The 16,813-nt window shown below is 39.4% G+C and carries 8 protein-coding genes; 2 read left to right on the forward strand and 6 right to left on the reverse strand.

The annotated features are described in order from the left end of the window. Positions 1-283: 283 nt before the first annotated feature. Positions 284-1,930 (forward strand): B12-binding domain-containing radical SAM protein, encoded by a 1,647-nt coding sequence (locus tag H6G28_RS37710; RefSeq protein WP_313950026.1) that lies wholly within the window; start codon positions 284-286, stop codon positions 1,928-1,930. Between the two features lie 87 nt (positions 1,931-2,017). Here H6G28_RS37710 and H6G28_RS30885 read toward each other — a convergent pair whose 3' ends face one another. From H6G28_RS30885 to H6G28_RS30895, 3 genes are all read right to left on the reverse strand, one after another. Next, entirely contained in the window at positions 2,018-2,944 is a 927-nt protein-coding gene (locus H6G28_RS30885; protein ID WP_190676691.1) for a trypsin-like serine peptidase, read from the reverse strand. A 409-nt stretch (positions 2,945-3,353) separates the two neighbouring features. Beyond that, positions 3,354-6,701 carry a CHAT domain-containing tetratricopeptide repeat protein gene (locus tag H6G28_RS30890; RefSeq protein WP_190676693.1) on the reverse strand — a complete coding sequence of 1,116 codons (3,348 nt, stop codon included), beginning with the start codon at positions 6,699-6,701 and terminating at the stop codon, positions 3,354-3,356. Between the two features lie 486 nt (positions 6,702-7,187). Then, positions 7,188-7,448 carry a hypothetical protein gene (locus H6G28_RS30895; protein WP_190676694.1) on the reverse strand — a complete coding sequence of 87 codons (261 nt, stop codon included), beginning with the start codon at positions 7,446-7,448 and terminating at the stop codon, positions 7,188-7,190. 422 nt (positions 7,449-7,870) lie between these two features. Between H6G28_RS30895 and H6G28_RS30900 the strand changes: the two genes are divergently transcribed. Next, positions 7,871-8,179 (forward strand): hypothetical protein, encoded by a 309-nt coding sequence (locus tag H6G28_RS30900; protein WP_242054690.1) that lies wholly within the window; start codon positions 7,871-7,873, stop codon positions 8,177-8,179. 259 nt (positions 8,180-8,438) lie between these two features. On the opposite strand, the gene H6G28_RS30905 is transcribed toward H6G28_RS30900, so the two are convergent. From H6G28_RS30905 to H6G28_RS30915, 3 genes are all read right to left on the reverse strand, one after another. Further along, on the reverse strand, positions 8,439-9,833 hold the full coding sequence (locus tag H6G28_RS30905; protein WP_190589461.1) for a TldD/PmbA family protein: 1,395 nt from the start codon (positions 9,831-9,833) through the stop codon (positions 8,439-8,441). A 144-nt stretch (positions 9,834-9,977) separates the two neighbouring features. Beyond that, positions 9,978-11,015 carry a GGDEF domain-containing response regulator gene (locus tag H6G28_RS30910; protein WP_190589462.1) on the reverse strand — a complete coding sequence of 346 codons (1,038 nt, stop codon included), beginning with the start codon at positions 11,013-11,015 and terminating at the stop codon, positions 9,978-9,980. Positions 11,016-11,185: 170 nt separating this feature from the next. Further along, positions 11,186-16,597: a trifunctional serine/threonine-protein kinase/ATP-binding protein/sensor histidine kinase gene (locus H6G28_RS30915; protein ID WP_190676696.1), complete on the reverse strand. Its 5,412-nt coding sequence runs from the start codon at positions 16,595-16,597 to the stop codon at positions 11,186-11,188. Positions 16,598-16,813: the final 216 nt, after the last annotated feature.

Consider the following 16,813-nt stretch of genomic DNA (forward strand, 5'->3'; position numbering starts at 1 on the left):
AGGTTTTTCAAAATGAATACATGAATGATGGAATTTTGTTTCTAAAGTCTTTCTAAAGATATATGAATACAAGTCCATTATTCTGCTTTTCTGTTCAGTTATTAAGTGAATTTTTTGAGTCTTTATCTATTTTTATTTGTAGTTTGGGTTGATGTAGAGCAACTCAATAGCCTCAAAAATTTGTTGGGTTTTACTCTCGCTTTACCCAACATGTTATGAACAGAACATAACACTATAGCCAGGTTTTGCCATATACCAAAACTGTAGACTTAGGTATGTAATAGTGTTATCTCAAACTAAAACTAAACAAATATCGACTCTAATTAATTCTATCAAAATTGTATTAATTGGAGAGTTTCTCAAACACAGAAGCTTTAACGGTGCTAATAAAGCCTTGCCTGTTTTAGCTTCAAGTTTATTCAACGCTGGATTTAGGCAGGTTTTACAACTAGATTTAGAACGCCTTGATTTATCTATTGATGATGTTTTATCTGACATCAGAGATGCTGATTTAATTATATTTTCTGGTTGTCTAACAACACAATGGCCAGAAATTGACAATCATAGTAGTAAAATTTTCGCCGAACTGCAAAAATATGGTAGAGAAAATGTCCCAGTTTTAGTTGGTGGCTATGCAACTAAAAGCGTTGAAGATATTGCCCGGATTACACCTTGGATAACAGCCTATTGTGATGGTGAAGGCGAAGAATCAATTATTGAAATTGCTTATGCAGTTGCTAGAGGCACTTTTTATCAGGAGATGCCAAAATTACCAGGGTTGTGTTTTATAACTCAGGAGGGAAAATTTCATCGAACTATTGCAACGAGAGTGAATAACTTTGATGATATTGACCAAAACTTTGGTTTAGTTCATGTACCCCAAGTACATGATATGGATATTTTTAAAGCTTCAGACGGTAGACAATTAAAAACCGCCCAACTTTTTACTCAGCGCGGCTGTCCTTGGGGATGTGGTTTTTGTAATAAAAGTAGTGAAAGTAATAATGTGATTAGGTTAGGTGAAACATCTTTTAAGAGACAATTACAACAATTAAAACAGCTTGGTTATGAAGCAGTTTATTTAGATGTTGATACTTTTACAGTCCATGATTATGCAGCCAGACGCGAAGCCGAAATTCTCCAAGAAGAAGGCTTTGTATGGGGTTCTAATACACGCATCGATAAAATCAACTATGAACAGATGCGTTATTTAGTAGAACATAATTGTGTATATATGTTTTTCGGGGTTGAGCATACTTTACCAGAAGTTTCATTAGCTAATCATAAATTTAACGGTTCTGTTGCCAGTCAAATTAAACAAGCCTTTGATTATCCAGCTAAGATTGTCAGAGTTTTTCAAGAAATGAATCAAGCTGGTTTACCTAGTAGTTATTTTTTAATTTTAGGTTTACCAAAAGCTAAATTAAATTCTCATAAAACTGAGATTATTGGATATGAGCCAACGACTTTTGAGGATGATATCGAGGCGATTCGCTTTGGTATTGAAAAGTGTAACCCAGATTTTTTGAATTTTAATGTGTTGCGATTTATGCCTGGGAGTATGGCGGCTGATACAGTTGGTGACTGTAGTTACGCCTGTGTGCGTCCGTCAGGAACAAAGCCAATTACTGCTGGATATTTTTTACCACGCGCCGTCAATTATTATGGCTATCCCCAATTTCAAGAACGCGGTGTGTATCGATTATGTGAATCGGTGAGTAGATATCAACCAATTACAACTGCGGTGAATCCTCAAAGAGTTTACGATACAATTTGCTATGCAATGGAGTTAATTAATCATAAAATTGACGCAGGTGGTAAAGCGACAAAATTGTTTATTGATCGAGATTTAATCGCATTAGGTTTAGTCACTCAAGATGAACAAGGAAAATATGCGATCGCACCTATAGAAGACTTTGCCAACATTTAAGGCTTGCCACGCCAGTAGGGTGCGTTACGGCTAAAGCCTAACACACCCTACGAATTTATTTCTAACTAACCTCTAACCTCTAACCCCTTATTTCTTCCCAAATAACCTATCTAAAAAGGATATATTCACAGCCAAATTAATAATCCCTTTACCAGTGCTACTATCTTTAATTTCCGCATTATTTAAAGCCACAATATAAGGTTCACCACCAATCGAAGCAATAATGGGGCCGCCAGATGAACCACCCGCAGTATCGCAGTCATGTAATAAGATACTGGACTGTTCATCTACAATACTGCAACCAGCTTGAAAACCTGCCGTCCATCCTTGTCCGGCTGTTAAACCCCAAAACTTTTCTGTTTCTGCTTGGGGATAATCACCAGAATATCCGACAAAAAAGAATTTTTTCTCATTGCGAATTAAAGTTGTAGAAGGTAACGACTTCCAACCTAGATAACCATATTTACGCCCCAGAGGTCTATCAATTTTTATTACCGCCCAATCATTAGCCGCAGCATTTTGATCTTGAAAGTGTGTACCCGCTAGATACTGCACCGCATAAGCTCTATCTTGATATCGACCATCAACTACATTGGGTAGAAAAGCAACTCTATCTGCTACATTGCCAGTTTTGGGGTCAACTACACAATGAGCATTGGTTAATACAATATCTTCATCAATTAAAGTTCCTGTACAGGTGTAAGTTTGCGAGTTCGATTCACCCACAATTCGACCAACAGTAGACCAAGGATAATTATTGCTTAACATCGGCAGGCGATCGTCTCTGCCTATAGTTCCCCTGGTTCCTTTTTTAATAGGTTTATTTGATTGTTCTAATTCTGACGGTTTAAAAGGTTTGCCATTATTTTGTAATTCTAATTGACCTACTTTTTTTAACGTCGGGGCTGTGGTTGTTGCTGGTTGTTTTTTCACCTGTGCTTCCACAGAAAACCAAACACCCAAAGTCATCAGACCAACAACACCAGAGATAAATAAAATAGATTTGTTATTCATGACATCAAACTCCTTTATTTATGAACACTAATACCATTTCTCAACGAGAATCTGATTAAATTCACTTCTTGCACCTAGCTCGGCTATATAAACGAAGTCCGCACTAGCAACTTCCCGCAGGGTAGTCCACGAATGATAAAAGGCAGGTTTGAATCTCTTTCCCATCAGCCCTACGGTGTACACACAAAAAAATGAAATGTTCGTTGAGTGCATCTGTCCCGCCTCGGAATGAATTCCGAGTCTCATAGCGCAAGTCATCTGAAGATGACTCAAGCAGAAGTTCATTCCAGTCCACTTGAGTGGACTTTGGCTATAAGCCTGGAACTTTAGTTCTAGGCGGGATGTGGTTGAACACAAACATTTTTGGCTTGTGTGTACACGGTAGCCCATCGGCCTCTTGCCTCCTGCCTCATCGCCACTCACCCTGAACTGTGAAAGCCCCCCAATAGTACGGATAACGCCAATCAGGGTTTTGCAACATAGCTATTTGCGCTGCACGTAAGGCGGCATTCGGTGACTTTTTCCCTTGCAACATTTGTTGATAAAACTCCTTCATTAGTTCTGGTGTCGCGTCATCACTCACTTGCCACAACGACAAGGCCACACTGGCTGAACCTGCATACATTAAACCTCTTGTCAACCCTACCAAGCCCTCGCCTTTGATATCTGCACCTAGACCAGTTTCACAGGCACTTAATACCACTAATTGAGCAGGTAAATTCAGGTTGAAAATATCACTCAGGCGCAAATAACCAGGAATAGATTGACCTTGCTGGTTAACTAAAGACAGCACAATTCCTGATAACTCTGGGTTAGTGGGGTCGGCAAAGCCATGTGTTGCCAAATGCACAAAGCGATATTGTGCAAGTTGTTTGCTGGTTGCCCAGTTGTAATTAGCATCAAAATCAACAGCTAATAGGCGGCTGTCTGATGGTGCTAACGGTAAAATTGCCTCTGCTTCCTTCTGCGTACCGGGAAGCGCATCCCACCACTGACTGCGGTTGATATTGCGTGCGGCGCGTTTTAGGGCAGACTGTTCTAATTGACCACGCATGTCTAAGTCTGGTGTAACTCCTGCTGGTTTACCTGTTACCCGTTCATCTTCGGCACTAAACACAGGGTTAGCCAGAACAGCTAAAGTTTTGGGTGCTAATTGCCTTTGACGCAGTTTTTGCCTGTGGGTAGCAATAGCCGTCATGGAAGGCAAATTGACAATTTCATGTTTGAGGATGAGGGGTTGGTAATCTTTTTGGTTGGTGGCGGGAGTGTTGGGTGCAACTAAGGCGGCGAAGGGAATATTTTGTAATGCGTCATCGCCAACGATAACTAAGCGTTTGTCACCTAATTTATCAGCCACAGGTGCGAGGATAAGTTGACTGAGTTGGGTTGCTGCTGGGAAGAATTTAGCAGTTTCTTGCTGAAAAGAGAGGCTTTGACAGTCGCGGTTTTGACAAAATAATAGGGGTTCTTTATAGTTCTTGACGGCTTGGGCTATCTTTTCGCGCCCTGGTAGTTCGTAGCTTTCCAGAGAATTGGGTGTGACAGCCCACAGATAGCTGCGTTCTTCACCGATGGAGTATTGCAATAAGAGTGTGTCTTTGTCGAGTTGTTGCTGAATTTGCGGCAAGGTGAGGGGTTGGGGATATTTCAAGGCGGCATATTCTGGGTTAGTCGCCCGAATTTTGTTTGTGAGTTCTTGCTGTTGTTTGAGAATGTCTTCGATTTCTCTTTTGGTGGCGGCGATGAGTTCTGCTGCTGGTTGGGGTTGAATTTCAAATTGTGATAGTTGTTTTTCTTTGGCTTCTCGTAGCAGTTGCAGACGTTTTTCCTCGGCTGCTAATTCCGGGGTAATATTTTTGCGGATATCAATATTGGCTTCGATTAATAGTTCAACTAAACCTCTAGCGCGGGAGCGTTCGCTGATATGTAGTGCTTTTGCGGCGTAACCTTTAGATGGTTCTTTTTTATGCAACTGCATTAGCAAGTCGATGTAGAACTGATAATAATCTTGTACTGTGGCAAAGTAGGAAGTACGCAGTTCTTTGTCGTCAATTTTGGTGCGTAACTCTTCGATGATTTTGATGGATGCTTTGATTTGGGTAAGCGCAGTTTGCAAGTTGCCTTTGTCTCGTTCTGTGTAAGCGATGTGGAAGAGAGTATTAGCTTCACCAGAGCGATCGCCCACTGCACGTCTGAGGGGCAGAGCTTGGTTGTAATATGACAGTGCTTTCTGCTTTTCTCCTAATGCGGAGTAGACTGCACCAATACTAGTGAGAGTTCTGGCTTCACCAGAGCGATTGCCTACTGCACGATATAGGGGCAGAGCTTGGTTGTAATATGACAATGCCTGCTGCTTTTCTCCTAATGCGGAGTAGACTAGACCAATATTATTTAGAGTAGTAGCTTCACCAGAGCGATCGCCCACCGCACGTCTGAGGGGCAGAGCTTGGTTGTAATATGACAGTGCTTTCTGCTTTTCTCCTAATGCGGAGTAGACTGCACCAATATTAGTGAGAGTTCTGGCTTCACCAGAGCGATCGCCCACCGCACGTCTGAGGGGCAGAGATTGGTTGTAATATGACAGTGCTTTCTGCTTTTCTCCTAATGCGGAGTAGACTAGACCAATATTATTTAGAGTAGTAGCTTCACCAGAGCGATCGCCCACCGCACGTCTGAGGGGCAGAGATTGGTTGTAATATGACAGTGCTTTCTGCTTTTCTCCTAAATCGTCGTAGACACTACCAATGTTATGGAGAGTTCTAGCTTCCCCGGAGCGATCGCTTACTGCACGAAATAAGGGCAGAGCTTGGTTGTAATATGACAGTGCTTTCTGCTTTTCTCCTAAATCTGAGTAGACTGCACCAATACTAGTGAGAGTAGAAGCTTCCCCGGAGCGATTGCCCACTGCACGTATTAGGGGCAGAGCTTGGTTGTAATATGACAGTGCTTTCTGCTTTTCTCCTAAATCTGAGTAGACTGCACCAATGTTATGGAGAGTAGCAGCTTCCCCTGCGCGATCACTTACTGCACGAAATAAGGGCAGAGCTTGGTTGTAATATGACAGTGCTTTCTGCTTTTCTCCTAAATCTGAGTAGACTACACCAATACTAGTGAGAGTAGAAGCTTCCCCTGCGCGATCGCTTACTGCACGAAATAAGGGCAGGGCTTGGTTGTAATATGACAGTGATTGCTGCTTTTCTCCTAAACCTGAGTAGACTAGACCAATATTATTGAGAGTAGTAGCTTCCCCGGAGCGATCACCCACCTCACGATATAGAGGCAGAGCTTGGTTGTAATATGACAGTGATTGCTGCTTTTCTCCTAATATGTCGTGGACTCGACCAATATTATTGAGAGTAGTAGCTTCCCCGGAGCGATCGCCTACTGCACGATATAGGGGCAGAGCTTGGTTATAATATGACAGTGCTTGCTGCTTTTCTCCTAAATCATCGTAGACACGACCAATTGCAAGTAGAGTAAAAGCTTCGTTAGATTTATCGCCAAGTTTCTGCCACAGGGGTAAGGCAATTTGCCATTTTTCAAGTGCTTGTTGTAAGCTTTCGGCCGTCCCTTGCTTGTATAACTCAAATCCTTCAAGCAATGCTTGTTCTGCTGCGGTGCGGGTTGCGTCTGGTTGGGTTGGTTGTTGTGCTATCTGCAAGGTTTGAGTTTTTGATGTGGCACTGACTGTATCTGATAACAGCAGCGAACTCAGCAATAAAGGTAAAAGAAGATAGTGGGGAAAAGGATTGTTCATAGTTTTTTGTATATTGGGTGTCGGTTTGCTTGAGGAACAAAACCCGACATCTTAAAGACTATGGCGTACATATAAATCTAGGTTGAGTGCATCTATCCCGCCTCGGAATCAATTCCAAGTCTCATAGCGCAAGTCCTCTTGGGAGGACTCAAGCAGAAGTTCATTTCAGTCCAGTTGAGTGGACTTTGGCTATTAGCCTATAACTGTAGTTCTAGGCGGGATAGGGTTTCAAACCAGGACTTACCCATCAAAATTTTCTATGGAAATTGGGTTTAGGGGTGAAAGGGGACGGGGTATAAGAGCTAATGACAATTTTTGATTTGTCATCAGCAAGATTGCGGAAAATCTTTTGTTATTTTACTAATTTGCTTAAGTATTACTGTTGCTGTTACATTTTTTGTAACGCTTATTTTTGTATAAGCTAGGGGCTAGAGAGTATACCATTTCACTTTAAATATCATACATATCGGTAAGCAGTGCCTCGACTTACCTCGACTCCGTTCGGTAAAAGTCGCTCGGCGATCGGAAGCAGAGGAGCCAGTTGCGTGGTGAGGCAGTGCGTTGGGCGGCTTTGCCGACTCCCTCACTGCCGAAAGTATCTCCCGACTCGAAGCACTCTGGCGTGTGCAGAGGAAGTGTATCAGTAATTTCGGGAATTGGTATTAACAATTCGCTGAGTGGCCACTGAAATAATTTAAAATTTTGTATTTTTGATAAAAATTCATCCAAATGACACTCGGATGTCATCTTGAATACACATATTTATATATAATCGAAAGTCAAGTAATCAAGACTTATATCTTCAAGTGTTCTTAATTGAAATTTTAGTAAATAGGATGTGAACACTAACTTTTATACTTCTATAATTTGTGTACTAACCTATCTTTGAGGAGTCTACTACAAGAAACTGAATCATTGATAGATATTATAGTTAGCATCAACAGTAACACGGATATTATCTTTAGCTAAAAATTAAACAATTAAAATTCAGAATTAAGTCTACAAAAAACTTGCCTCGATTCGGAATCCTGCTTATAAAATGATGAAACGGTTACTGATTCGACCTGTTGGTTCATCTACATAAACAGTTATTTATCAGGAGATAGAGGTTATCTTCTGGTTTTCACTATTTGTTATTGCTCAAGATATATCGGTTTCGTAATTTTGGTATGAAAAAAGCTATGACTTTAAGTTTTAATTTTTTTAATTGGTTGCCATTATCAGTTATGTCAATTAATGAACCAAAGCAAAAATGTAGAACACATGATTACAGTCAATTTATCCCAGGTAAAGATTACGTATTTGAGTTGCTCAGTTGTGGTTTAGAAGGCAGAATGACAGCCATCGGTCAAGGCATTCTGCCATTTGATTACATTCTTTTACGGTGTGATTCTGAATTATTACGATATCAAGTTGTAGAAATAGATTACTATGCCGACCCGCCAGATATGTGGATGGCTTCGCTCAAGAAATCATAGATATAGCGTTTTCCGATTGAGTGCAGTACAAGTTGATAGTGGCTAGAGGCTAGGGGCTGGAGGCTAGATATAGCGGTTCTTACTTGCTTGTAATACAGTCGGAACCCCACCCCCAACCCCTCCCCGCAAGCGGGGAGGGGTTGGGGGTGGGGTTGAAATGTACCTCATCCCACCGATAACCGCTATAAATTTACCTTATTGGGATGGAAAATTTTATGATTGGTAATTCATCATTACAAATTACCAATTACGAATTTAACTAAGCTTCTCCGCCTACAACGACATCTTTAATGCGGAGGCTGGGGCCACCACAGCCTACAGGTAAACCGTTTTGTCCTCCTTTACCGCAGCCACCAGACTCATCCCAGTAGAAATCATCGCCAATTGCTTCAATATCAGCTAGGGTTTGGAAAACATTACCCGACAGTGTGACATCTCTGACAGGTTCGGCAATTTTACCGTTTCTAATCATCCATGCTTCCCCGGCGCTAAAGGTGAACATTTCACCATTAGTCATCCCGCCGAGCCAGTTACGGGCGTAGACTCCTTCTTTGATATCGGTAAATAAATCGGCGACTGGCGTTTTTCCTGGTTCTATCCAGGTATTAGTCATGCGGACAATGGGACTGAAGTGATAATTGAGACAACGTGCGTTACCAGTGGGGGCTTCGTCTAATTTGCCGGCGGTTTCTCGTGAGTGCAACCTTCCCACTAAAACCCCATCTTGGATAAGTTGAGTGGTGGTTGCGGGTGTACCTTCATCATCATAAAAATAACTACCACGGTGTCCGGTTGGGGCTGCACCATCAAAAATTTGCAGTTCTTCTGGCCCAAACCGCCGCCCGATGGTCATAACTTCGAGTAAGTCGGGGTTTTCGTAAGCCATATCGGCTTCGGAAAGATGACCAAAGGCTTCATGAACAAATAAACCCGTGAGGATGGGGTCAATAACTACGGTGTAGGTATTACCTTTAACTGGTGGGAGAGATAAAGCTGCAACGGCTCTTTGTGCGGCACTTTTGACTTGTTCATCTAAATTGATTAAATCTTCGTAGGCTTTGCGAGAACCTGTTGTTTCTCTTCCGGTTTGGACTGTTTCGCCGTTTCTGGCTGTGGCGGCGAAGCGCATTTCCATATCTACCCAAGATTGGTCAATGAGTGTACCTTCTGAGGTCGCAATGATGATTCTTTGGGCGCTATCACCGTAGCGAACGGAGGTTGTAGTAATTTGAGGGTCAACACTTTTTAATAGTTGAGTGTAGCGATCGCACAATTGTTTTTTCTGCGATAAGCTAATTTTACGCGGATCTGTACCCATCAAAGGTAATTGACAGACTGCTTGCACTGGGTCAATGGGTGCTAGTAGAGTTTCTTCATCACCTACCATGCGAGCAGCTGCGATCGCTTCCTCAATTCGTTCTTTAATAGTAGAAAGCTGGTTAAAACTGCTCAAACCCCAGCCACCTTTATAACAAGCGCGAATATGTCCACCAATAGAAATACCTTCACTAAGGGTTTCTACTTTGTCGCCACGCAACAAGATATCAGTCCCTTCTGCTTCCTCTAGGCGAATCATCAAATAATCTACACGGGATGAGTAGCGGGAGATGAGGTCAGCAACTAAATTTTGTGCGTCAGCAAGTGTAGTTGGCATTTGTTGGTAGTCACCACAACGAACTACATTTATTGTGCAGTATCTTGTAGGGGAGAGGGTGGAAAGTTTTTTGGTATGCGGCTTTGTTCTTGAATTGTATTGAAAAAAGACTAATTATGAATAATCTGCTGGAAAAGTAAAATTTTAGACCATCATCTTGACATTTGAAACAATGCGATTGCGTCCGGCTTCTTTTGCTTGGTAAAGTGCCTTATCTGCATCAATAATTAAATCGAGAGCTGACGCACCCCAAGTTGGCACTACAGTTGCTACGCCTAAGCTTAAAGTCACGTACTGATTCACTAAAGAACCATCATGAATAATTTGTAAATTTCTGATTTCTGATTGAATTAAATGAGCAATATGAACAGCACCAGCCGCATGGGTATTGGGCATAATGACGGCAAATTCTTCGCCGCCATAACGAGCCACTAAATCTTGATATTTTTGAACTGTCGAGTTTAAGGCATTACCTACTTTTTTTAAACAAACATCTCCCATCGGATGACCATATTGGTCGTTATATAATTTAAAAAAGTCAATGTCACAAAGAATCAGCGATAAAGGTAAAGCTTGCTGGGCTAAATTAATCCACTGGGTATTGAGATAATCATCAAAGCGACGACGATTAGCCAAGCCAGTTAAACTATCTTCGTTTGCTAGTTCTTGCAAGGCTTTATTGGCTGCTTCTAATTGTTTATAAACTTGTGCTTGTTTGAGTAATTGGCGCAACTGCCGACGTAAGACTGTTAGTTGAATTGGTTTTGTAATAAAGTTGATTGCACCTACATCAAAAGCACGATTAATAGAATCTTCGTCATCTAAATTCGTAATCATGACTATTGGTGTATGTTTCCAAAGTTTAGAAATCAAGAGTTCATGTATTTCCAACTCTGAATTAAACTTTGTCATTGCTGATTTTAAATTATCTCTGTTAATTTGTAATAATTCCTGACAACAGGTAAAACCATCCATTACAGGCATGATAGCATCTAGCAAAATGATATCGGGCTTCACAGTTTCATAAGCATCTAAACACTGTTTACCATTAGCAACTTCAACTACTTGGTAGCCTTCATTTTCCATAATTCGCCGCAATGTCATACGGATGACGGGATCATCATCAGCTACGAGAATGACGGGAGACTTTTTGGTAAGAGAAAGTGAACTAATACTTTTCATGAGCCGAGTTCTACAAGTTGTGTTTATCTAGTATGGCTGTGTGGGGTTGCGTCTGGCAAAAAATGACAACTGAAGAAAATATGAACAGTTGGCAATACGGTTAAAGGTGTTTAAATTATTCCCAAAATACACAACAAACTTGATATGGGATGATGGGAGTTTTGCGGAATTTAAGTAATAGGGAGGACAATTTCAAACTCTGTTTCTGTGTTTGGCTGAGAACGCACAGTTAAAGTACCCTTATGTTGTTGAATAATTGAATAACTCACAGATAATCCCAAACCTTTTCCTTGTCCCACGGATTTGGTTGTAAAAAAGGGTTCAAAAATCCGGTTGTGGAGACTCTCAGGGATGAAACTGTGTGTATTTGCGATCGCAATTTTTAACTTTGCATTTTCAATTACTTCAGTAAAAATACGAATTTGGGGTTGTTCACTGTTTTGGGGATGCGCTCGAATTGCATCAATCGCATTGTTAATAATATTCAGAAAGACTTGATTTAATTGACTGGGATAGCAAGTTACTAAAGGTAGATTGCCATAGTTCTTAATCACCTGTATTTCGGGGGAATTTGCGGATTTTTGTAAGCGATGCTGCACAAGTAATAATGTGCTTTCAATTCCACTGTGTAAGTCTACAGCCTTAATTTCTGCCTCATCTAGCCGCGAAAAGTTACGTAAACTCAAAACAATTTGACTAATGCGATCGCTACCTGCTTTCATGGATTCTAAGGTTTGATTAGCATCTGCTAATAAAAAATCAAGCTCAATTTCTGTTTCCATAGCTTGAATAGCAGAATTAGGTTGGGGATATTCCTGCTGATAAAGGTTTAGCAATCGCATCATATCTTGAATGTAATTTTTTGTATGATTAAGATTGCCCTGAATAAAAGTTACTGGATTGTTAATTTCATGAGCAATTCCCGCTACCATTTGCCCAAGAGATGACATTTTTTCGCTATGAATTAATTGTGCTTGAGTTTGTTGTAATTGGGTTAAAGTTTGTTCTAAATCTTCAGCTTTTTGCTTGAGGGCTTGAGTTTGACGTTCTACTTCTACTTCTAAGGTATAAGCATAATTTTCTGCTTGTTGATATAAACGAGCATTTTCTACAGAAATAGCTGCTTGGCTGGTGAGCAGTTGTAGAATTTCAATGCGATCGCTTGTAAAAGCTCCGATAGTTAAGTTATTTTCTAAATACAAAATCCCGATAAGTTTGCCTTGACGACTAATGGGAGTACATAAAACTGATTTAGGCTGATGAGTAATGATATATTTATCTTTGGCAAATTGTAGTGAATCACTCAGGTTTTCAAATACAGTCGTTTGTTGAGTGCGTGCTACGGCATAAATCAAACTTTGGGGAATATTCTGGGATTCTTCTAAAGGAACTTCTAAAGTTGTTACTTGCTCAGTATTGGCTTTAGCTACTACTACTAATTGTTCATTTTGCAGCAAAAATAAATAACCAACTTGTGCGCCTGCATTAGCTATGGCAATCTGCATTAAAGTTGCCAATAATTTTTCTAATTCAATTTCTTGTGAAATAGCTTGTGCGGCTTTCATAACTGCTGGTAAATCTAACCAAAAGTCTTTACCAGTAGTCTTACTAGAGATATATTGAGTTATACTTGCTTCAGAGTTAAGGCCTTGTTTTGTGGGTTTGATAATAGCTGCAAGTAGTTGGGGATATTGTTGTTCTAAATGGGTGATTTTGGCTGCTGCACCCCAAAGAGCATAGCAGTGATAAGCTTGCTCCATATAGACTTGAGCCAGTTTTACTTTACCCCAGTTCAGGTAAAATTTGGCTGTCAGTTCGTTGGCTAAGGCTTCTTCTTGGATGTAACCATGAGCTTGAGCCTGAGAAATGGCGCGATCATAGTATTCTATAGCCTCATAGTGTTTTCCTAATACTCGATGAATTTCTGCTTCTACTAAATGAAACTTATGCAGGTAATTCATCGGAGCATGTTCCGCCCATTTTTTCAGTAACTGTTGATTATTGATAACCTTATCAAAATCAACAGTTTTAATCTCTGCATCGGGACTAGAATATAATGATAGTAAACTCAAAGATTGATAGAAATTCTTCAAAGGCAGAACCAATAATCCTGCTACACCTTGCTCATATTCTTCAAATTTATTCGCATACTCTTCTGCACGTTTAGGTTCATTAAATAAATACAACAGTAAAAGTTTGGCTAAATAAACATAGCAAATTCCACATACATTACAACTTTGAATTAAAGATGGGAGAGTTACAAGTTCATTGAAGCTAGAACCAATGAGCATTGTAGGATTTTCCGCTTTACCCCGCAGATTATTGACTGTTTGTCGCCATGTATTTACCCAAATTACAGAGGCTTCTTGTTTAATTTCCTGAACTAATTTACAGTATTTATCTGCTTCAGCTTCAGTAATTTCGAGATTTTCTCCTGTCCAAAATAAAAATTGACAATAGCTATTAGCGCAATAACCAACATATTCTAAATCGCCATGTTCTAACCCACTAGTTAGACCAGATAAAAATACTGGGAGTACAGAACGAATAGAATCTTGCCAATGTTTAATAAATAAGGCAAAAGTAAAATTAACTTTACTAGTTAATTCTTTAGCTTGTAATTTTTCTAAAACAATAGTTGCCAGTTTACCAAATTCATAGCCGCGTGCTATTTCTCCTGTAGCACATAAAAATAAGCCATAAAAACTATAGGCGATCGCAGCTTGAGGAGAGTTACCATATTGAATGCAGATTTTCACCATTGTGAATATTTTTAAAGGTAACAATTCTGGTTTAGCTAAATATACCGATGCAAATAAACCCGCCAGAATTCGCATTGCTGCTGATTGATATAATTCATTTAGCAGTGGTAAATCAGCTAGGGTTGCTATTGGGCGATCGCCTAAAATAATTTTGAGTTTTTGATGTTGATTGTTCATAGTTTCAACATCACATTGTTCTGGGAAATCTATACCCAGTAAATTCAAAGCTTCTCTACCTGTATCTATTGCATCTAGAAGTTGATTTTGGGATGTGTATGATTGAATTTGAATTTCATAGACCTTGATTTTGTCTAATGAGTGACGAGCCGATAATAGGGTTTGGTCAATTAAATATTTTGATTTGGCAAAATTAGTATTTAAATATTCTGCTTCTGCTAAAGATTCATACAGTTTCAAAGTCAACTCATACTGACTTTGCCAGCTATCTGGATTTAGAAGTGCAACACCAGTGTTTAAATAACTGACAGATGCGGAGTAAGCTGTAGCAGCTTTCGCTTTATTCCCAGCTTGTAGATTTAACTGTGCTAACTGTTCTTTTTGGTGAATATCTTGAATTAATGCTATCCCAATATTTAGCTGATTTACAATATCAAATATCCGGTTTTCTAATTCTGGTACTGCTAAATTACTCAAAAGTAATTGACCAATATTGAGGTGAGTAGCTTGTTTTTGTGATTCAGGAATGAGGGAATAAGCAGCTTGTTGGACGCGATCATGTAGAAAGCGGTAAACGACCTTTTCGATATTGCCAATATTTTTTTCAGCTACATCATAATTAAGATAGAATTTGTACATTTGGCTATGTGGCAGAATCAATCCTTCTTGTAAAGCTTTCCATAAAGCTGTTGCTGTATTGTCTGGTGATTGTTGATAAATAATCGCTAAAGTTGTTAAATCAAAAGAATTACCAATACAAGCGGCTAACTTGAGTACTTCTTGGGTTTCACTAGGTAATTTCTGTAACTGAGTCGCCATAAATTCTACGACATCATCAGTTAGAGATAAGGTATTGATTTGGGCAATATCACATTCCCAATAGCCTTGTTGACGATTAAATATAATCTTGCCGGTTTCGTGTAATGCTTTGAGAAACTGGGTAATGAAAAATGGATTTCCTTGAGTTTTGCGAGTAATTAATTCTGTCAGAGGGTGCGATCGCTCGGTTGTACAATGCAATGTATCGGCAACTAATTGATTCATATCACCGAAAGCAAGGGGCGACAGAATAATTGTATTCAGAGTTTTTTGAGCTTTCTTCAGTTCATCTACCATCAACATAAATGGATGTGTAGGTGAAACTTCATTGTCTCGATAAGCTCCCAATAAAAGTAAATAACTGTTATCCTGCATCAGCAGGTTAATCAATTGTAAGGAAGCGGAATCTGACCACTGTAAATCATCGAGAAAAATAACTAATGGATGTGCTTTGCTTGTAAAGACAGCAATAAAATTTGAAAATAATAAATTAAAGCGATTTTGTGCCGCATTTCCTGATACTTCTGGCACAGTAGGTTGTTTCCCAATAATTAATTCTAGTTCAGGAATTACTTCAATTAACACTTGTCCATTATCACCTAAAGTCGCCAAAATTTTAGTTTTCCAAGTTTGCAACTGTGCCTCAGTTTCTGACAATAAATGTCCCATTAAATCCCTGAATGCTTGCACAAATGCTGATAGGGGAATGTTCCGGTTAAATTGGTCAAATTTACCTTTAATAAAATATCCTTGCTGACGAGTAATTGATTTGTGGATTTCATTGACGACAGCAGTTTTACCAATTCCCGAAAACCCAGCCACCAACATCATTTCGGAACTACCATTAGTGACGCGCTCAAAAGCTTGTAATAAGATGCTGACTTCAGATTCTCGGCCATAAAGTTTTTCAGGAATCAAGAAGCGATCGCAAGTATCCCGCTTTCCTATGGCAAAATTTCTAATTTCGCCTGTATCTTGGAGTTGAGCTAAACAAGTTTCCAAATCATATCGTAATCCCAAAGCACTTTGATATCTATCTTCGGCATTTTTCGCCATTAATTTCAGCACAATATCTGAAATTATCTGTGGGATTTCTTTATTGTTCCCTATTGCTGTTGGCATTTTTGCCAGATGACAATGCACCAACTCCATTGGATCAGCAGAGATAAATGGTAATTCTCCGGTTAGTAACTCATAAAACGTCACACCTAAAGAATAAAAATCACTACGATAATCTATCCCTCGATTCATTCTTCCTGTTTGTTCAGGAGAGATATAAGCAAGTGTACCTTCTAAAATATTAGGACTTTTAATTTCTTGAGTTTCTTTGGGTAAAAGAGAGGCAATACTAAAATCTATTAATCTAACTTTTTTAGTTTGGGGCTGAATTAAGATATTGACTGGTTTAATATCTTTATGAATCACACGATTTTGGTGTAAATCTTGCAAAATCTGGGTTAATTGAATAGCGATCGCTAAAAAATCAACGAGTGATAATGGCGTATTTTCAACATATTCTTTTAAAGAAATTTCTCCAGCATCTTCCATCACCAAAATATAACCATTGTTATATGCTTCTAACCCTAAAGGACGAATAATCCCAGGAATATTGAGATTTTTGCTAATGGTATATTGGTTACGAAATTGCAATAATTCATTGAAGTTGGGAGATTCAGAGGTCAGCAGTTTAATGACGACTGGGAGATTTTCTTTCTCTCGGATAGCTCGATAAACTTGGGTTTTAGAACCTGCATAAAGCTGAGAGCTAATTTGATATCCAGGAATCACGGGAGTAGCACTAGCCGCCATCTCTACTGACCTCATGGTATAATTTATATTGATAAAGCTAGTATTCCCAAGAAATAACTGAGTGTTCACAAACAGATAAAATTAGTCAAAATATATATAAATATTGGATTTTGACTATAACCGCATCATAAGCTGTTGCTCAACAGTTGAATCACTTAGTCTTATTTATGACTTAATCTATGTGGTTTCAGCTAAGAATCCTTCCTTGTATATTGTCCTCACAAGTTCCTC

This window comes from Nostoc sp. FACHB-190 (assembly GCF_014696905.1).
Taxonomy (GTDB): Bacteria; Cyanobacteriota; Cyanobacteriia; order Cyanobacteriales; family Nostocaceae; genus Nostoc_B.